The sequence below is a fragment of the Bradyrhizobium sp. B039 genome, from assembly GCF_038965675.1.
In the GTDB taxonomy this organism is placed as follows: domain Bacteria; phylum Pseudomonadota; class Alphaproteobacteria; order Rhizobiales; family Xanthobacteraceae; genus Bradyrhizobium; species Bradyrhizobium diazoefficiens.
The window spans coordinates 5,250,051-5,266,949 of record NZ_CP152416.1; the positions used below are offsets into that span (position 1 = coordinate 5,250,051).

A 16,899-nucleotide genomic window follows, 5' to 3' on the forward strand; every position below is an offset into this window, starting at 1 on the left:
CAATGCGGCGGTCCGCGTCAAGGAACCGCGCGGCGGAGCTGGCATGCGCACGGCCAACACCCGCCGCCGTCATTCCGGGGCGCGACGAAGTCGCGAGCTATGATGCGCAATTGCGCATCTGAGAATCCATCAGGCCGCAGAGATTGTTGAACAATGGATTCCGGGTTCGCGCCAAGGGGCGCGCCCCGGAATGACGGCGGGAGAGAGTTGCCCTACCCGCTCACACCGCGGTTCTTCAGCACGAAGCAGGCACCGCCAGCCTTGCGGATGCGGTTGCAGAGATCATCCGCCTCGCTGCGCGTATCCGCGCCGATGCGCACCTGGTAGAACGCGCGCGTGCCGCGGCTGCGCATCACCGAACTCAGCAGGCTCGGGTCGCGCTCGCCGATCACCGCGCTCAGCCGCGTGACCGCGCGGGAATACATCGCCAATGCCCTGTTGCGGTCGAAGCCGGCGGCGAGCTGCACGCCCCAGATCTTCGCGGCGGCCAGCTCTACATGCTGCTCGAGCTCGGCGACGAACGGATTCGGCGCGCGCTTCAACAGGGCCATGAGATCGCGGCAGCTCGTCGGCGGCGCGCTCGGCGGGCCCTTGCCGGTACCGCCGGCCTTCGCCCAGGCATCCACCGTCGCACCGGTGATGGCATAGACGTAATTGCGGGTCTGCTCCGGCATCGGGCCGGTACCGGCCAGCCATTCCTGGACGCGGCGCGGCCCCGCATTGTAGGCGGCCGCCGCAAGCCCGAGATTGCCGAACTGGTTGCGCAGCTCGTTCAAAAATTCGGCCGATTTCGGCAAGGCCTGAACCGGGTTGAACGGGTCAAGCAGCCCGCGCTCGCTCGCGGTGCCCGGCATGAACTGTGCGATCCCCTGCGCATGCTCGCCGCTGCGCGTCATGGGCCCCACCGCATCGGCCTGGAATCGGCTCTCCTGCCAGATCACGCGGGCGAAGAATTCCAGCGGCAGGTTGGCGTCCCGCGCGGCCGCCTCGACGATCAGGCAGATGGACTCCCGCGTGTCGCTCTCGCGCGCATCCGCTGGCTTCTGCGGCGGCGTCGCCAGCTCCTCGACGCTCGGCACCGCGACGTCGGTCCCCGCGGGCGAGCTGTCCCCTGCCGCGACCTCTGTCGCAGAGGTCAGCAGCACGGCAACGGCGAGTGATGCAATTCGCGCCAACACTGCCCAAGCATCGCTGTGGCGCACGCCGGCGCGGCATGCGAGAAGATGATCCGCCATGTTGTGGCATCGTGCCATGGTTCGACGAGTTGCCAGTATATGCTGCCTGACCTGCTTCTCCCAATGCGTTTCCCCGCCAAACGGATCCGCGCGATCCTTGCCCTCGCCGCCCTGGTCCTGTCCGCCGCGCCGGCCATGGCGCAAGTCAACTGGCGGATGACCACGGAATATCCGCAAAGCAACATTTCCGGGATCGGCCTCACCACTTTCGCCGACCGCGTCGCGGCGCGCACCAACGGTTTCGTGACCGTGGCCAACGCCTTCGACAACGAGCTCAAGATCAATTCGGGCGAGATGCCGCGCGCGGCGCTGGACGGCCGGATCGCCGGCGGCGATGCCTTTGCGGGCGCACTGTCCGGCCTCGACCCGGTGCTCGCCCTTTCTACCCTGCCCTTCCTGGTGCAATCGGTCGACGTCGCTCGCGCCACCAATGCGCGGGCACGCCCACTCTACGAAAAGGCGTTCGCCGCCCGCGGTCTCAAGCTGCTCTATCTGACGATCTGGCCGGCGACGGGCCTCTGGTCGGATCATGCGCTCGCAGGCGCCGACGATCTGCCAAAGCTGAACCTGCGGGCCTATGACGCCAGTTCCAGCGCGGTGATGCGCGCGGCCGGGGCCAATGCGCAGTTCCTGCCGATGGACAAAGCGCTCGCCGGATTGAAGGAGCACCAGCTGAACGCGTTCCTCACCTCCGGCGACGGCGGCGCGGGACGCAAGCTCTGGGACTTCCTGCCGCATTTCACGGCCATCAACTATGCGATGCCGGTCTCGATCGCCTTCGTCCGCAGCGAGGCGTTCGCGGAGCTGTCCGAGCCGATGCAGCGCGAGGTGATGGCGGCTGCGGCCGAGACCGAGCAGAGCCAGTTCGCGCTGCTGGCCCATCGCACGACCGAGAATTATGCGCGCATGCGCGACAACGGCGTCAACATCGCCGAGCCCGCACCGCCGTCCCTCGTCACCGCACTCCGCAACGCCGCGACGGACACGATCGCCACCTGGGAGACCCAGGCCGGCGCGGATGCGGCGGCGATCGTCGAATGGGCGAGACAGCAATAAGGGGTCGCAGCCATCGGCATGCGACCGCTCCCCTGCGACGAGATGTCGGCTGATTTCCCGTTGCGCTGCCTCAGTTCTTGACGGGCACCAGGCTTTCGCCGCTGATGGCGCGGTCGAGGGCGTCGATCAGCGCCTGAATCTCGACGAACTTGTTGCGCGCCCGCTCGGCCGTGTCGCGCACAAAGGGAGCGGCCAGCACTTTCGCATGCGCGTCTCTGTCCTCGATCATGCGATCGCGGGCCTTCTTCAGGGTTTCAAGTCGCTCGCTCATGTAGGCTCCTCTGAAAAGTATCTTCTCGATCGCAACCAGGGACTTTAGTCGAAGCCGGCCGGAATCTCGCCTTTCCGGAAAAACACCGTCGGCTCATCGTCATAGTCACCCATTTCGGCATCGCCGCTGGACGAGAACGCAACGACACCGAGCTTGCTCAAGGCCAGTCTCTCCGCCGTTCGCAGCGCGCCGCTCTCCGATTTGCAGACGATCGGAGAGTCGGCCTTGAGATTCCCGCCCTTGCCGGCATTGAACGCCTGCACGACGTAGGTTGTTTGGCGAACCATGACGGCTCCTCTGACCCTGTTGGCAAACGGAAGTGACGTCAACGACTGCGAACGCTCAGCGTCGCATCGCATCCATGAGCGCGGAAATCCTGATCGTTGCGAAACTGGAGAAGGTGTCCGACACGGCATATGGCAGGATGATCTGGTCATTGTGCCTCATCGCGCCGCAGGTATAGACGACGTTGGGGACATACCCTTCGCGCTCGGACGGTTCAGGCCGCAACAGCGGCTCGCTCGAACGCGCCAGCACCCTGGATGGATCGTGCTTGTCGAGCAGCGCCGCTCCGATCGAGTATTTCCGGATAGGGCCGACACCATGCGTCAGCAGCAGCCAGCCTTCGTCGAGTTCGATCGGCGACCCACAATTGCCGATCTGGACGAACTCCCAGGGAAACTGCGGTTTCAGAAGGGCCCGGCCGCCTTCCCATGTGGAGAGGTCGTCCGAATAGACCAGATACAGGTTCTCATTGTCCTGTCGCGCGATCATGGCATAGCTGCCGCCGATCTTGCGCGGGAACAGCGCCATGCCCTTGTTGTGGGCCGCAGCGCCCCGCAAAGGCGTCAGTCGAAACGACATGAAATCGCTGGTCTCGATCAATTCGGACCGGATCGCCCGCCCGCTGTAGGCCGTGTAGGTCGCGTAATAGGTCTTCCGATCGCCGTCGCTGAATTGGACAAAGCGCGCATCCTCGATGCCGTTCGATTGGGATTCGGTCACGGGAAAGATGACACGCTCGCTGAGATCTTCCTCGGGCCTGAACGTCAGCTCGACCCGGTCGCCGTCCGGGCCGGATGCGCGATGGCTGATCCGCGGGACCGAGGCAAGGCGAGCCGTCGGATCGACGGTCAGGCTCCCCTCAGCCGCGATCGTTCCGGTTCGAAACGTCAGCGACGACACATGCCCTTCGCCGATCGCCCGGAGACTGAGGATGAAGCGTTTGCCGCCCTCCGGGCTACCGGATTGATCGGGGTGCGGTACGATGCTCGGATTGAACAAGGCTGAGGCCTCGAACGAATACTCGCTGAGAAAATAGGCGCCGATCAGCTGGCGCTGGGCTTTCGAGAAGATACCATGCGTTGCGAAAGCATCCTCCATATCGTCGGCGCGGGCCTCGAACCTCTCCAGGAGGTTCCGATGTCGGCCCTCGAAATTATCGAGGACGTCCGCGAGCTGGGCCGCAACGGCTTCCGAATTAAGTGCGAGAACCCGCTCGACGATATGATTTGCGCGCATCTTGTCGGTCGGATTGAGATCGCGCGGTTCGGTCGCCGGCTTGAACGGCCGCACGATGACCCGCGCTGGATCGGGGCGCAGATGAAGTCCCTGCCGGTTCAGGAAGGAAGGTTGTGACACGGTATCCTCGGCTCGCTAGGTGGGAAGGTGAAGTTCAGGCGCCCACGGCGCGCAACGCGATCGGCCTTGTCAGGCTCGCGTTGACGCGCGCAAGCTGACGCATCTCGGCAAGGCCGAGGAGATAGCAAACGACCGACTCGCCCCCGCGGTTTTCGTTGGCGCGATCGGGGTGCAAGCCATCGCGGCAACTGCCGGTGAGCGGATCGACCAGCGCCACCGAGAGATCATTGCTGCCGAGAAACCAGGCGAAGGCTCGCGTTGCCATGGCCTTCCATTCGGCATCGCCATCCGCACGCCACGCCGTGAGGCAGGCCGCAATCGTCGCCGTTGCTTCCACCGGCTGCTGGTCGAAGGCACGGGGATGCTGCCGCTGCTCGCCGAAGCCAGAGGTGCCGACCGGCCGGAATTGACCTGCCGCGGTCGTTTGTTGCGTCATGAGCCAGCGCAACGACCGCAATCCCGCATCGATATATTGAGGCGTTTGCGTCGCCATGCCCGCGAGCATCAGGGCCTGCGGCAATCGCGCGTTGTCATAGGCCAGCCCCTCCTCGAACCACACCCAGTCCGGCGTCTCCACCGACGCCAGACAGGACATCAACCTGTCGGCAAGGGAATGCCGGACTTCCCTGGCGTGGAGATCGTCCGGCGCCACGGCGCAGTAGGCGTCCAAACCCAGCAGCATGAAGGCCCACGCGCGGGGCGAACGAAAGCTCTCCGCGATCGACAATGCCTGCGCGAACAAGGCCGCAGCCCACCGGCGCCGCGCCGGGCTCGCGTCCGTGCGCGCCGCCTCACCCAAGGCCCAGAGGGTCCGCCCGTGACTGTCCTCGGAGCCCCTGTCTTCAAGCCAGGTGCGATTGAAGCCCATGAAGTTGCGAAACTGCCCGGTGTCGGGGTTCCACGCGTGCTGCACAAAGGCGGCAAAGCGGGCCGTCAGGACCTCCGACAGCGGTTGCTCGCCCGGATTGTTGAGGGCGCAGGCCAGCAGCAACGCTCTGGCATTGTCGTCGACGCAATAGCCGTGCGCGCGATCGGGCACCGAATGCACCGCATGCTGGAGCAGGCCGACATCGTCGCACATCGACAGGAAGTGGCCGATCTGCATATCCGGCGGCGCGGGGCCACGCAGTCCCGGCAAGCCCATGTCGGAGCGCGCAAACACCCTGGGCCGGTGACCGTGCCGTGCCGTCTCGAAGACCGACATGTAACGCTCGGCCGTGCATTCCCACGTCATCATTCGGCTCGCGGCATAGGCGCGCCGAGACATCGCCTGCCGTCGCACGTCGTCGGTGAGCAAGTTTGCGATTTCGCCGCCGATCGCGGCGGCATCGCCGAACGGCACCAGGACTCCGCATCCCTCAGTGAGCAACTCGCGGGCGTGCCAGTACGGCGTCGAGACCACCGGCTTCCCCAGCCCAAAGCTGTAGGCTAGCGTCCCCGACGTCATCTGGGCCTCGTTGAGATAGGGCGTGACATAGACGTCGCACATCGAAATGAATTCGAGCAACGTTGCCAGATCGACGAACCGATCGAGGAACACCACGTGATCCTGGATGCCAAGTTCACGCACCCGCGCCATCAGGCCCTCGCGATAGGCCTCGCCCTGGTCTCGAACCAGATTCGGGTGCGTTGCGCCGAGCACGACGTAGACTGCGTCCGTGCAGCGCTTCATGATCGACGGCATGGCGTCGATCATGACCTCGATGCCCTTGTTGGGCGATAGCAGGCCGAAGGTCAGAATGACCGACTTTCCCGCAAATCCGAGTCTGGCTTTCGCTGCGTCGGACCCGACGAATGCGACATCGGGAATGCCGTGCGCAATTACCTCGATCTTGTCGTCCGGCACCAGGTAGACGTCACGCAACAGCTCCCGGCCCTTGTTGGCCATCACCACGACCTTCGACGACGCGTCGACGATACGCTCCACGACGGCGCGTTGCTTGGCCGTCGGACGCGCCAGCACGGTATGGAACGTCGTCACGACCGGCATGGTGAGGCGCGACAACAGCACCAGGATATGGGCGCCGGCCTCGCCGCCGAAAATCCCGAATTCGTGCTGGAGGCACACGATGTCGAACCGGCCGGCATTGAGGAAATCAGCGGCGCGCATGTAGTCGTCGATATGGCCGTCCTTGATCTGAAAAGCGACCGCCGGAGGATAGTCGTAGGCCTGACCGGGATCGGTCATCGCCACGATGCTGGTCTCCAGATCCGCACGCGACATCGAGATCGCCTTGTGCAAGTCGGTCGTGAAGGTTGCAATTCCGCATCGGCGAGGCAGCGAGTTGCCGATGACGGCGATACGGTGGAGCGGCGTCATGTCGGTACCTCGATGATTTCACTTGATGTCGGCGCCTGGGCGGCGGTGGAATTTTTCGTCAGTCCCGTACAATCCTGCAGCAAGGATGCGATGGGATCCGGTCCCGGATAGGCGAGCAGCATGCTCATCCCGCTCGGGCCAATGTCGATACCGGCGCTGTCGGCCTCAATGAAGATGGCCTCTCCGACGGTCACGTTCGCCCGTCCGATGCGCCCCTTCCCGTCGATCACGAGGAGCCAGGCTTCCCGATCGGTATCGAGCTCCCAATGCGAATTGGCTTGAAGATCGATCCGCTCGAGCACGAAAGGCGAGCTCGCGACGAGAACCGTACGACCGTCGGTGAGACGCCGCGGAGGCAATTGCGTTGGCGGCGGCCAGGCATCGGAGGCGGCCACGGCACTGTCCTCATGCAACTCGCGCTGCCGGCCAAAATCGAACAGACGGAATGTCGTATCGCTCTGCTGCTGAATCTCGGCGAGCACGATATTGGCGCCGATGGCGTGGATCGTGCCGCCGGGAACGAAGATGACGTCGCCTGGCGCGGCAGGACGCCATTGCACATGGCCCGCAATCGAGCCGTCCCTGATTGCCGCGCGCAATGCCTGCGGCGTGAGTTTCCGCTTCAACCCCAGCGCAACCCGCGCGCCCGGCGGCGCCGACAGGATGTACCACGCCTCCGTCTTCCCGTTCGGCAAGCCGATGGCGTGTGCGAATTCGTCATTCGGGTGAACCTGGATCGACAAGGGCTGGCTGGTGAACAGCAGCTTGAGCAGGAGCGCCGGGCTGGGCGCACGCTTGTCGATACGCCCAAGCCGCAACTCACCGACCGGATCAGCCGAAGCGTCGATGCTGCTCCAGGGACGCAGATCGACGCGGCCCCAGGGTTTGCGGGCGATCTCGACGGCGGCATGCTCGATGGTCATCCTGTCCGGCTCAAGCCAGCCGATGGAATGCCGGCGGCAACGGCTCGCGCACGAGCTCGCTCAGATCAAGGGCCTCACCACTTTCCTCAATGTCCGAGACCAGAACCTCGACAAACGGGTGTTGGCGGTTGAGCGTGACTCCAAGCTGGTACTTTGCACTGACGATGCGCTCGATCGACGCAAGATTCAGTTTGCCGAGCGCATTGTACTGACCACGGAACAGGCTTTGTTTGCCGACACGATGCGCGACCGAGGCGACCCAGATATCCATCACCTTGCGGCCAATGAACGCCTCGACCGGCTTAGCGCCATCCCGCGCGCTCAGTCGCAGCCCGTCCATGGTATGTGGCCCGTCATCGACGCCAAATTGTTTAAGTGACATGACAGATCCTCCCGTTAATGGCGCTTGTTCACGCCGTCAGCCCGCTGCCACGCCCGCGCTGCCTGGTTACAAGCCTCAACAACCGCGACAGATATTCTTCAGCTTCGCCGCGGTTCGGGCCTCTTCCGCAACGAATGGATCCTTGTATGGGGCCCGAGATATGTCGATTTCCACGGCAATGGACTTCTTCACCTTCGGAGGAAACGCGGCGTCGTAACAGGCGAGCCGTCCGCTCGTGCTTTCGATCTCGCGGCAGTCAGATTCACCGGCGATAGCGCCTTGCGCGAATGCGCCGAGCGTCAATACGACAAGGAGCGTTTTCATCCAGATACCTTTCCGGGGCGGCGTTCACACGAGGCATTCTCTTGCGATGGACCCAGGCGCGCCATGTGACGAACCGCAGGCGTCACCTCATGCCTCGAACTGGTCGAACTCATCGGAGAGCAGAATCCGGCCTTGCGGTGTGCATATCCGCACGTCGAGATAGCCTTCCTGCAACAGCTCCCTCGCCTTCTTCAAAGCAGCAGCCGTTGTGGTGCGACCCAAGCTGACGTAGCCGCTTTGATCGCGCGCGCTCACCAGATATTGCAGTGGCGTCCTATCCACGCAGAAAAGCCGCCGCAGCCACCAGAAGCAGTAGAAACATCGGGACGATCACTGGCGGCACGATCCAGTCGGCCAGACGAAATCGAGGCATGCACGCTCTTCCTCGTTCGGCGGGAGCGCTCGTGACCCTCAGTCACCGATGGAAGCCGTGGGAAGGGCGGTGATGACGCGACTCTACGCTTACGTCCCGCCAATAGCGAGCTTTATAACGGGGCGCGACATCAGCGAACGCGATTTCGACGGACCAACCATTTCGAATTGTCTGAAATGCCGCGGCAACAAGACGGCTGACGGCGCCGGATCCGAGATTGCTCCTGGTTTCCTCGCCAAATCTGTCCGCGAGCGCCGCCTTCCTGAACCTCTCCGCAGCCTGTGCCGACCGACGCATACCGGGAGATTGCATTGTCCGGAACAAGCTCAGCGCCGCCAGGCATTATTCAGCTTGGTCGCGCTGCATTCTGATCGTCGAATGCGCACGACGGCATGATGCAAGGGTCTTGACTTGAGGCCCGATCCAATTAGCAACGGGCGGCAGTCTCCACGCCGGTTCCGCATTGATGATGACAATCTATTTCGATCTCGACGGCACCCTGACCAACCCGAAGCCTGGGATCACCCGCTCGATCCAATACGCGCTTGAGCGCTTGAATCTCGCGGTGCCGAGCGAGGACAAGCTGACCTGGTGCATCGGGCCTCCGCTGCATGCCAGCCTGAAAAAGCTGACGGGCACCGACGAGCTCGCCGACCGGGCGCTGCTGCTCTATCGTGAGCGCTTTGCCGATATCGGCCTGTTCGAAAACGAGGCCTATGCCGGCATCACGGACACCTTGGCGACGCTGGCCGCGACAACACCGCGCATGTTCGTCGCCACCAGCAAGCCCGCGGTCTACGCCACGCGCATCGTCGATCATTTCGGCCTGAAGCCCTATTTCGAACGCGTGTTCGGCTCCGAGCTCGACGGCACACGCGTCGACAAGCGCGACCTGCTCCGCTACGCCCTCGACGAAGCCAGGGTCGATCCCACCAGTGCGATCATGATCGGCGACCGCAGCCATGACGTGGTCGGCGCCCGGACCAACGGCATGACCGCGATCGGCGTGCTCTATGGCTATGGCAGCGAGGCCGAGCTGCGGGACGCCGGCGCGCATCACATCTGTGCCGCGCATCCGGACTTGCTCGGCCATTGCCTGGCGTAGGACGCCCATCCCGGTCCGCCATCACCGCAAGCCTTCGTCCTGAGCGAAGGCAGCGCTCGGCAATTCCAGATTGTCTTGGTTGGCAGCCTGCATCAGGCTGGCACGCATGAGGACTCACGCCACGACAAGCGGATCCGAGCTGTTGCTGGGCATGATCGCGATCCGGCTCGCGGCGCTGGTCGTGGTGGGCTGGAGCCTTGCGTTCCTGCCGCGGCAGGCGCGCACCGTTGAGCTCGCCTGCACGCCCTCTGTCGCAGCAGCAATCAAGACGCAGGCTTCAGTGGAAACCGTCGGCCAGCGCGTCGTCGATGCCGCGTTCGACGACATGCTTCGGCACGACTAGAGCGTTCCCGAGCAAGGCCGGTATGTGACTGCGCGATAGGACAAGGCGCTCGCTTGCGCTAACTTCGGCGCCAAGGCCGCATCGATCAACCAGCGGCCAGCCGAGGAGCATATCGATGGAATACCGACGCTTGGGCCGGTCAGGCCTCATGGTGCCCGCTCTGAGTCTTGGAACCGGCACCTTCGGCGGCGTCGGCCGCCTCGCTGCGTGGGGCACCACGGACGCGAGCGAAGCCCGCCGCCTTCTCGATATCTGTCTCGAGGCCGGCGTGTCGATGTTCGACACCGCCGACGTCTATTCGCTCGGCGAGTCCGAGCGTGTTCTCGGCGAAGCCATCAAGGGCCGCCGCGACAAGGTTTTGGTCTCGACCAAGGCGACGTTCCGCTTCGGCGACGGGCCCAACGATATCGGCTCGTCACGGCAGCATCTGCTCGCGGCCATCGACGGCTCGCTCGCCCGGCTCGGCACCGACTACATCGACCTGTTCCAGCTCCATGGCTTCGACGCCTTCACCCCGCCTGAAGAGGTGCTCGCCACCCTCGACGTGCTCGTGCGCGCCGGCAAGATCCGCTATGTCGGCGTTTCGAACTTTTCAGGCTGGCACCTGATGAAGTCGCTCTCCGTCTCCGACAAGCACGGCTTCCCGCGCTACGTCGCCAATCAGACCTACTATTCATTGATCGGCCGCGACTATGAGTGGGAGCTGATGCCGCTCGGCCTCGACCAGGGGATCGGCGCCGTGGTCTGGTCGCCGCTCGGATGGGGACGCCTCACTGGAAAGATCCGCCGGGGGCAGCCGAAGCCCGAGGTCAGCCGCCTGCCCAAGACTGCCGATTTCGGCCCGCCCGTGCCGGACGAGCACGTCTATCGTGTGGTCGACGCGATCGACGAGGTCGCCAGGGAGACGGGAAAGAGCGTCTCGCAGATTGCGCTGAACTGGCTGCTCCAGCGTCCGACGGTCTCGACGCTGATCATCGGCGCGCGCAACGAGACGCAGCTGCGCGAAAATCTCGGCGCGGTCGGCTGGTCGTTGACCAAGGACCAGATCGCAAAGCTCGATGCTGCGAGCAAGGTGACGCTGCCCTATCCCTACTGGCACCAGCGCACGACCTTCACCGACCGCAATCCGCCGGCGGTGTAGCGCGCCCGGGCTTGAGCTGCATCAAGCCCGCTCGCGTCGGCCGTGGCATCGTACGGCCCTCGCGAGGCTTCCGATGCGCCGATTTGCCATGAAGGCCCTGTTTACGGCCCTCACTTTCAGAAAGGGTGAGAGAGAGAGGATCGATTGGGATCGCCGCATTCTGATCTTCTCGACAGTGGTAACGATCGTTTTGATCGCACTCTACGTCTGGAGCAAGGCAAACTCGCGCTGAGAATGACGGGGAATGCTCGATGAAGAGGTTCGCGCCGGCCCTGCTGGCCGTTGCCGTGCTACGGAGCACCGGTAGTCAAGCCACGGACTTCGAGCAGCGGCACGCTGAAGCACTGTTGCAGCGGATGTGCTCGCGGTGCCACGCGGTCGGCAAGACCGGCACGAGCCCGAACAAGGTGGCGCCGCCGTTTCGCCGCCTCGGCGAGAACAAGCTCTACGATCCCGATTTCATGCAGCGCCTTCAGGACGGCTACAGCAGCATTCACCGCTTCATGCCGACGTTTCGATTCGGCCGCGACGACGCCGAGGCCGTGGTAAACTACCTCAGAGCGATTCAGGAGCCGCAGAAGCCGAAATAGCCATCGGCTTTGGCTGGAACCATCCCGGGTCGGATCAAGTTGCGAACGAGCAACTGCGCCTCAACCGAACACGATTACCATGTCGTCCGCCCCAACAGTGCATGCCGACGGCCTGCCGCAGCCCCAGCGCAACCAGGCGATCCTGACCATTGCGCTCGGCATCATCATGGCGGTGGTCGACAGCGCCATCGCCAACGTCGCGCTGCCGACGATCGCGGCCGACCTCGACGCGAGCCCGGCCTTCTCGATCTGGATCGTCAACGGCTACCAGCTCGCGATCACCATCTCGCTGCTGCCTCTGGCTTCGCTCGGCGAGATCGTCGGCTATCGCCGCGTCTATCTGGTCGGGCTCGTGCTGTTCACGCTCGCATCCGCCTTCTGCGCGCTGGCGCATACGCTGCCGCTGCTGACGGTCGCACGCATCGTCCAGGGCTTTGGCGCGGCCGGCATCATGAGCGTCAACGCGGCGCTGGTGCGCTTCACCTATCCGCGCAGTCTGCTCGGCCGCGGCATCGGGCTCAATGCTCTTGTCGTCGCTTGCTCGGCCGCGGTCGGCCCGACGCTCGCGGCCGGCATCCTCGCGGTCGGAAGCTGGCCCTGGCTGTTTGCCATCAACGTGCCGCTCGGCGCGGTGACGCTGGTGCTCGGCCTGCGCAGCCTGCCGCACACCAAGCCCGCGAGCCATTCCTTCGACTGGCAGAGCGCGGGTCTCTCCGCGATCACCTTCGGCGTCGGCATTGCCGCGATCGACAGCGTCGGCCATGGCGAGGCCGCGCTCACCTGCCTCGTCCAGTTCGCCATCGCTCTCGTCGCCGGTGCGCTGCTGATCTACCGCGAGACACACATGGCCTCGCCGCTGCTGCCGGTCGACCTCTTGCGCATCCCGGTGTTCGCACTGTCGATCGCGACCTCGATCGCGTCGTTCTGCGGGCAGATGCTGGCCTTCGTCGCGATCCCGTTCTATCTCCAGAGCCGCTTCGGCTATTCCGCCGTGCATATGGGCCTCTTGATCACGCCGTGGCCGATCGCGATCGCCTTCGCGGCCCCCCTCGCCGGCCGCCTGGTCGAGCATTATCCGGCGGGCCTGCTCGGCGGCATCGGCCTCACGCTGTTCGCCTGCGGGCTCGGCGCGCTGGCCCTCCTGCCTGCCGCGCCAACGCCGCTCGACGTGATCTGGCGGATGGCGCTGGCCGGCGCCGGCTTCGGCCTGTTCCAGACCCCCAACAACCGCACCATGATCGCAGCCGCCCCGCGCGAGCGCGCCGGCGGCGCCAGCGGCATGCTGGGCACGGCGCGGCTGCTCGGCCAGACCACGGGCGCGGCGCTGGTGGCGCTGTTCCTCGGCCTCTATCCAATTGACGGAACCCGAGTCGCGCTCCTCGCTGGCGTCGGATTTGCGCTCTGCGGCGCGGTGCTGAGCATGCTGCGGCTCTCGCCCGCAGGCGCGCGCGGCGCCGAGCAAGTCCGCGTGCAGGACGACCAGCGCCTGCGCGGCGAATAGACCGGCCCACGCGCAGGTTCGCCCCCCTTCTCCGCACAACCGGTGCGTGGCTTAACTATCTGGACCAATGACGTATTGCCCTCCCGCCCTGGTTGCGCTTCACTGCGGACGGGACAAGGGGCATTTCATGCGTTCAATTGGAATTGTGGCGCTCAGCGTCATGCTGGGCGGCTGCGCGTCTGTCACGCGCGGCACGACCGAGAATATCAGCATCTCATCGACACCTTCAGGCGTTGAAGCCGTCGTCAGCGGAATGGAGGTTCCGACCACCTGCACGACGCCCTGCTCCGTGGTCGTCAAGCGGAACGCCGACATCTCCATCACCTTCCAGAAGGACGGCTACGAGCCGCAGATCGTCCCGCTCAGCCGCGACATACAGACCGGCGGCGCCGCCGGCTTTGCCGGCAATCTCTTGCTGGGCGGTGTCGTCGGCATGGGGGTCGATGCCGCGACGGGCGCGGCAACCGATCACAAGCCGAATCCGGTCATCGTCACGATGCAGCCGTCCGCTCCCGCCCGCGCACGGCCAACCGCGCCGAAGAAACCGCGGCCGCCTGCGGCACCCGCGCCTGACACCGGCACTTAAAGCCCCGCACTGCGACACAAACAAAAAGGCCGGCTGAACAGCCGGCCTTTTCGATTTCATCACGCGCCGATCAAGCCTTGACCAGCGGCCCCTTGGAGGTCGGCCCCTTCGAGCCGCCGGGGCCGCCCGGCTTGGGCTTGCCCGGCGGGCGCTTGCGGGCGCCGGGCAACTTTTCCTGCTTCGGCGTGACCGGGCCTTCGACGAACTCGAAGCCGATCTTCTCCTTGGTCTCGTCGGCCTCGTCCTTGACCAGGACGACGCGGACGTGGCCACCGCTCTTGAGCTTGCCGAACAGCACCTCGTCGGCCAGCGGCTTCTTGATGTGCTCCTGGATCACGCGGGCCATCGGCCGCGCGCCCATCTGCTCGTCATAGCCGTGCTGAACCAGCCAGGCCTTGGCGGGCTCGGACAGCTCGATGGTGACGTCGCGGTCGCCGAGCTGAGCCTCGAGCTGGAGCACGAACTTCTCGACCACCGTGCCGATCACCTCGACGCTGAGATGGCTGAACGAGACGATGGCATCGAGGCGGTTGCGGAATTCCGGCGCGAACTGCCGGTTGATCGCCTCGTGGTCGTCGCCTTCCCGCTTCGAGCGGGTGAAGCCAAACGCCTGCTTGGCCAGATCCGAAGCACCCGCATTCGTGGTCATGATCAGGATCACGTTGCGGAAATTGACCTGCTTGCCGTTGTGGTCGGTGAGCCGGCCGTGATCCATGATCTGGAGCAGCACGTTGTAGAGGTCGGGATGTGCCTTCTCGATCTCGTCGAGCAGCACCACGCAATGCGGATGCTGGTCGACGCCGTCGGTGAGCAGGCCGCCCTGGTCGAAGCCGACATAGCCCGGAGGCGCGCCGATCAGGCGCGACACGGTATGCCGCTCCATGTATTCGGACATGTCGAAGCGCAGCAGCTCGACGCCGAGCGACGCCGCGAGCTGCTTTGCGACCTCGGTCTTGCCGACGCCGGTGGGCCCGGAGAACAGGTAGCAGCCGATCGGCTTCTCCGGCTCGCGCAGGCCGGCACGCGCCAGCTTGATCGAAGCGGCGAGCGACTCGATCGCCTTGTCCTGGCCGAACACGGTGCGCTTCAGCGTCTGCTCGAGATGCTTGAGCACCTCGGCATCGTCCTTCGACACGCTCTTGGGCGGGATCCGCGCCATCGAGGCGATCGTGGTTTCGATCTCCTTGATGCCGATGGTCTTCTTGCGCTTGTTCTCGGCGACCAGCATCTGCGCCGCACCGGATTCGTCGATCACGTCGATCGCCTTGTCGGGCAGCTTGCGGTCGTGGATGTAGCGCGAGGAGAGCTGCACCGCGGCCTCGATCGCCTCATTGGTGTACTTCAGCCGGTGGTAGTCCTCGAAATACGGCTTGAGGCCCTTGAGGATCGCGATCGCGTCCTCCACCGTCGGCTCGTTGATGTCGATCTTCTGGAAGCGCCGCACCAGCGCGCGGTCCTTCTCGAAGTGCTGGCGGTATTCCTTGTAGGTGGTCGAGCCCATGCAACGGATCGTGCCCGAGGCAAGCGCCGGCTTGAGCAGGTTCGAGGCATCCATCGCCCCGCCCGACGTCGCGCCCGCACCGATCACGGTGTGGATCTCGTCGATGAACAGGATGGCGTTGGGATGCGCCTCGAGCTCCTTCAGCACCTGCTTCAGGCGCTCCTCGAAGTCGCCGCGATAGCGCGTGCCCGCAAGCAGCGTGCCCATGTCCAGCGAGAACACGGTGGCAGCCGCCAGCACCTCCGGCACCTCGCTGTCGACGATGCGCTTGGCGAGGCCCTCCGCGATCGCGGTCTTGCCGACGCCGGCTTCGCCCACGAACAGCGGGTTGTTCTTCTGCCGGCGGCACAGCACCTGGATCGCGCGGTTGATCTCGGAATTGCGTCCGATCACCGGATCGATCTTGCCGTCGCGCGCCTTCTTGTTGAGGTTGACGCAATAGGTCTCGAGCGCTTCGCCCTTCTTCTTGGCGTCGTCGCTGCCCTTGGTCTCGGTCTCCTCGTCGACGCCGCGCACGGGGCGGGCCTCGGAGACGCCCGGCCGCTTGGCGATGCCGTGGCTGATGTAGTTGACGGCGTCGTAGCGCGTCATGTCCTGCTCTTGCAGGAAGTATGCGGCGTGGCTCTCGCGCTCGGCGAAGATCGCGATCAGCACGTTGGCACCGGTCACCTCTTCGCGACCGGAGGATTGCACGTGGATCACCGCGCGCTGGATCACGCGCTGGAAACCGGCGGTCGGCTTGGCATCGTCGGCGCCATCCGTCACCAGGTTCTCGAATTCGGTCTCAAGATAGTTGACGAGGCTCGTGCGGAGCTTGTCGAGATCGACGCTACAGGCGCGCATGACGGCGGCTGCATCGGAGTCGTCGATCAGGGAGAGCAAGAGATGCTCGAGCGTCGCGTATTGGTGATGACGCTCGTTTGCGATCGCCAGCGCACGATGCAGGGATTGTTCAAGGCTTTGAGAAAAAGTCGGCATTCGCGTCCTCTATGGCCCCCACCATCATGATCGTCCTCGCCCGGTCAGGCAACAACAACCTTTGTCACATATAGTTATACAAGACCGCGGCGAAAGACCGGTTCCGCGACTCGGCAGCTAGCCACCTGCGGTATTTTTCGATGCAAAACCCGTTCCGATTTGGGCGGGATCGGCGCCGGTGCAGAATTCCGTAGTTTTGCCGGCTGCGATGGAGATCGCGCGCAGGCATCACGCGGCGATCACACTGCGACATACACAAGCAAGAGCCGGCTACGAACGCGCCGTGGGGTGACTTATTTCTTTTCCATCACGCATTGCAGCGGATGCTGGTGCTTGCGGGCGAAGTCCATCACCTGCGTCACCTTGGTTTCGGCGATCTCGTAGGTGAACACGCCACACTCGCCGATACCGTGATGATGGACGTGCAGCATGATCTTGGTCGCCGCCTCGACGTCCTTCTGGAAGAACTTCTCCAGCACGTGGACCACGAACTCCATCGGCGTGTAGTCGTCGTTCAGGATCAGAACGCGATACAGGTTCGGCCGCTTGGTCTTCGGCTTGACCTTGGTGATGACGGAGGTGTTCGGACCCGTCGGGCTGCCGGAACGGTTCTCGTCGTTGCTCATCCG

At 64.5% G+C, this 16,899-nt stretch carries 19 protein-coding genes; 8 read left to right on the plus strand and 11 right to left on the minus strand.

The window, feature by feature from the left end:
- Positions 1–212: 212 nt before the first annotated feature.
- Entirely contained in the window at positions 213–1,235 is a 1,023-nt protein-coding gene (locus tag AAFG50_RS24590; RefSeq protein ID WP_231166498.1) for a lytic transglycosylase domain-containing protein, read from the minus strand.
- Between the two features lie 39 nt (positions 1,236–1,274).
- On the opposite strand from AAFG50_RS24590, the gene AAFG50_RS24595 reads away from it, so the two are divergent.
- Positions 1,275–2,291 (plus strand): TRAP transporter substrate-binding protein, encoded by a 1,017-nt coding sequence (locus AAFG50_RS24595; RefSeq protein ID WP_028171552.1) that lies wholly within the window; start codon positions 1,275–1,277, stop codon positions 2,289–2,291.
- A gap of 70 nt (positions 2,292–2,361) precedes the next feature.
- Here AAFG50_RS24595 and AAFG50_RS24600 read toward each other — a convergent pair whose 3' ends face one another.
- The 8 genes from AAFG50_RS24600 to AAFG50_RS24635 form a co-directional block, all read right to left on the minus strand.
- A complete protein-coding gene (locus AAFG50_RS24600) occupies positions 2,362–2,562 on the minus strand; it encodes a hypothetical protein (protein ID WP_011087899.1) in 201 nt (66 codons plus the stop codon).
- Between the two features lie 44 nt (positions 2,563–2,606).
- Positions 2,607–2,849, minus strand: a complete 243-nt coding sequence (locus AAFG50_RS24605) for a hypothetical protein (RefSeq protein WP_028171551.1) — start codon at positions 2,847–2,849, stop codon at positions 2,607–2,609.
- Between the two features lie 55 nt (positions 2,850–2,904).
- The gene (locus tag AAFG50_RS24610) at positions 2,905–4,203 is read right to left on the minus strand and encodes a glycoside hydrolase family 130 protein (protein WP_028171550.1); all 1,299 of its coding nucleotides are present in this window, start codon (positions 4,201–4,203) and stop codon (positions 2,905–2,907) included.
- Positions 4,204–4,237: 34 nt separating this feature from the next.
- Complete coding sequence (locus tag AAFG50_RS24615; protein WP_028171549.1) at positions 4,238–6,523, minus strand: glycosyltransferase family 4 protein; 2,286 nt, start codon at positions 6,521–6,523, stop codon at positions 4,238–4,240.
- Complete coding sequence (locus AAFG50_RS24620; protein ID WP_028171548.1) at positions 6,520–7,446, minus strand: class I mannose-6-phosphate isomerase; 927 nt, start codon at positions 7,444–7,446, stop codon at positions 6,520–6,522. Before AAFG50_RS24620 ends, AAFG50_RS24615 begins: the two co-directional genes overlap by 4 nt.
- 10 nt (positions 7,447–7,456) lie before the next feature.
- On the minus strand, positions 7,457–7,828 hold the full coding sequence (locus AAFG50_RS24625) for a hypothetical protein (RefSeq protein ID WP_039184670.1): 372 nt from the start codon (positions 7,826–7,828) through the stop codon (positions 7,457–7,459).
- 75 nt (positions 7,829–7,903) lie between these two features.
- Positions 7,904–8,152 carry a hypothetical protein gene (locus AAFG50_RS24630; RefSeq protein ID WP_028171546.1) on the minus strand — a complete coding sequence of 83 codons (249 nt, stop codon included), beginning with the start codon at positions 8,150–8,152 and terminating at the stop codon, positions 7,904–7,906.
- Positions 8,153–8,239: 87 nt separating this feature from the next.
- Complete coding sequence (locus tag AAFG50_RS24635) at positions 8,240–8,407, minus strand: hypothetical protein (RefSeq protein WP_231166499.1); 168 nt, start codon at positions 8,405–8,407, stop codon at positions 8,240–8,242.
- A gap of 190 nt (positions 8,408–8,597) precedes the next feature.
- Between AAFG50_RS24635 and AAFG50_RS24640 the strand changes: the two genes are divergently transcribed.
- The 7 genes from AAFG50_RS24640 to AAFG50_RS24670 all read left to right on the plus strand — a co-directional run bounded on the left by AAFG50_RS24640 (position 8,598) and on the right by AAFG50_RS24670 (position 13,791).
- The gene (locus AAFG50_RS24640; RefSeq protein WP_131234181.1) at positions 8,598–8,921 is read left to right on the plus strand and encodes a hypothetical protein; all 324 of its coding nucleotides are present in this window, start codon (positions 8,598–8,600) and stop codon (positions 8,919–8,921) included.
- A 70-nt stretch (positions 8,922–8,991) separates the two neighbouring features.
- A complete protein-coding gene (locus tag AAFG50_RS24645) occupies positions 8,992–9,630 on the plus strand; it encodes an HAD family hydrolase (RefSeq protein ID WP_028171544.1) in 639 nt (212 codons plus the stop codon).
- A gap of 106 nt (positions 9,631–9,736) precedes the next feature.
- Complete coding sequence (locus AAFG50_RS24650) at positions 9,737–9,973, plus strand: hypothetical protein (protein WP_028171543.1); 237 nt, start codon at positions 9,737–9,739, stop codon at positions 9,971–9,973.
- A gap of 115 nt (positions 9,974–10,088) precedes the next feature.
- A complete protein-coding gene (locus AAFG50_RS24655) occupies positions 10,089–11,114 on the plus strand; it encodes an aldo/keto reductase (protein WP_028171542.1) in 1,026 nt (341 codons plus the stop codon).
- A gap of 251 nt (positions 11,115–11,365) precedes the next feature.
- On the plus strand, positions 11,366–11,704 hold the full coding sequence (locus AAFG50_RS24660; RefSeq protein ID WP_028171541.1) for a c-type cytochrome: 339 nt from the start codon (positions 11,366–11,368) through the stop codon (positions 11,702–11,704).
- Between the two features lie 79 nt (positions 11,705–11,783).
- On the plus strand, positions 11,784–13,205 hold the full coding sequence (locus AAFG50_RS24665; protein WP_028171540.1) for an MFS transporter: 1,422 nt from the start codon (positions 11,784–11,786) through the stop codon (positions 13,203–13,205).
- Between the two features lie 127 nt (positions 13,206–13,332).
- Positions 13,333–13,791, plus strand: coding sequence for a PEGA domain-containing protein (locus AAFG50_RS24670; RefSeq protein ID WP_028171539.1), 459 nt, complete (start codon positions 13,333–13,335; stop codon positions 13,789–13,791).
- Between the two features lie 70 nt (positions 13,792–13,861).
- On the opposite strand, the gene clpA is transcribed toward AAFG50_RS24670, so the two are convergent.
- Both clpA and clpS read right to left on the minus strand, forming a co-directional pair.
- Complete coding sequence (gene clpA, locus AAFG50_RS24675; protein ID WP_011087911.1) at positions 13,862–16,270, minus strand: ATP-dependent Clp protease ATP-binding subunit ClpA; 2,409 nt, start codon at positions 16,268–16,270, stop codon at positions 13,862–13,864.
- A 293-nt stretch (positions 16,271–16,563) separates the two neighbouring features.
- Entirely contained in the window at positions 16,564–16,896 is a 333-nt protein-coding gene (gene clpS / locus AAFG50_RS24680) for an ATP-dependent Clp protease adapter ClpS (protein WP_027548135.1), read from the minus strand.
- Positions 16,897–16,899: the final 3 nt, after the last annotated feature.

What these genes read in the sequence shown, in the direction of transcription:
- AAFG50_RS24590 (WP_231166498.1), bottom strand. Translation starts at nt 1,235, where the DNA reads ATGGCGGATCATCTTCTCGCATGCCGCGCCGGCGTGCGCCACAGCGAT.
- AAFG50_RS24595 (WP_028171552.1), top strand. Translation starts at nt 1,275, where the DNA reads ATGCTGCCTGACCTGCTTCTCCCAATGCGTTTCCCCGCCAAACGGATC.
- AAFG50_RS24600 (WP_011087899.1), bottom strand. Translation starts at nt 2,562, where the DNA reads ATGAGCGAGCGACTTGAAACCCTGAAGAAGGCCCGCGATCGCATGATC.
- AAFG50_RS24605 (WP_028171551.1), bottom strand. Translation starts at nt 2,849, where the DNA reads ATGGTTCGCCAAACAACCTACGTCGTGCAGGCGTTCAATGCCGGCAAG.
- AAFG50_RS24615 (WP_028171549.1), bottom strand. Translation starts at nt 6,523, where the DNA reads ATGACGCCGCTCCACCGTATCGCCGTCATCGGCAACTCGCTGCCTCGC.
- AAFG50_RS24620 (WP_028171548.1), bottom strand. Translation starts at nt 7,446, where the DNA reads ATGACCATCGAGCATGCCGCCGTCGAGATCGCCCGCAAACCCTGGGGC.
- AAFG50_RS24625 (WP_039184670.1), bottom strand. Translation starts at nt 7,828, where the DNA reads ATGTCACTTAAACAATTTGGCGTCGATGACGGGCCACATACCATGGAC.
- AAFG50_RS24630 (WP_028171546.1), bottom strand. Translation starts at nt 8,152, where the DNA reads ATGAAAACGCTCCTTGTCGTATTGACGCTCGGCGCATTCGCGCAAGGC.
- AAFG50_RS24640 (WP_131234181.1), top strand. Translation starts at nt 8,598, where the DNA reads ATGACGCGACTCTACGCTTACGTCCCGCCAATAGCGAGCTTTATAACG.
- AAFG50_RS24645 (WP_028171544.1), top strand. Translation starts at nt 8,992, where the DNA reads ATGATGACAATCTATTTCGATCTCGACGGCACCCTGACCAACCCGAAG.
- AAFG50_RS24650 (WP_028171543.1), top strand. Translation starts at nt 9,737, where the DNA reads ATGAGGACTCACGCCACGACAAGCGGATCCGAGCTGTTGCTGGGCATG.
- AAFG50_RS24655 (WP_028171542.1), top strand. Translation starts at nt 10,089, where the DNA reads ATGGAATACCGACGCTTGGGCCGGTCAGGCCTCATGGTGCCCGCTCTG.
- AAFG50_RS24660 (WP_028171541.1), top strand. Translation starts at nt 11,366, where the DNA reads ATGAAGAGGTTCGCGCCGGCCCTGCTGGCCGTTGCCGTGCTACGGAGC.
- AAFG50_RS24665 (WP_028171540.1), top strand. Translation starts at nt 11,784, where the DNA reads ATGTCGTCCGCCCCAACAGTGCATGCCGACGGCCTGCCGCAGCCCCAG.
- AAFG50_RS24670 (WP_028171539.1), top strand. Translation starts at nt 13,333, where the DNA reads ATGCGTTCAATTGGAATTGTGGCGCTCAGCGTCATGCTGGGCGGCTGC.
- clpA (WP_011087911.1), bottom strand. Translation starts at nt 16,270, where the DNA reads ATGCCGACTTTTTCTCAAAGCCTTGAACAATCCCTGCATCGTGCGCTG.
- clpS (WP_027548135.1), bottom strand. Translation starts at nt 16,896, where the DNA reads ATGAGCAACGACGAGAACCGTTCCGGCAGCCCGACGGGTCCGAACACC.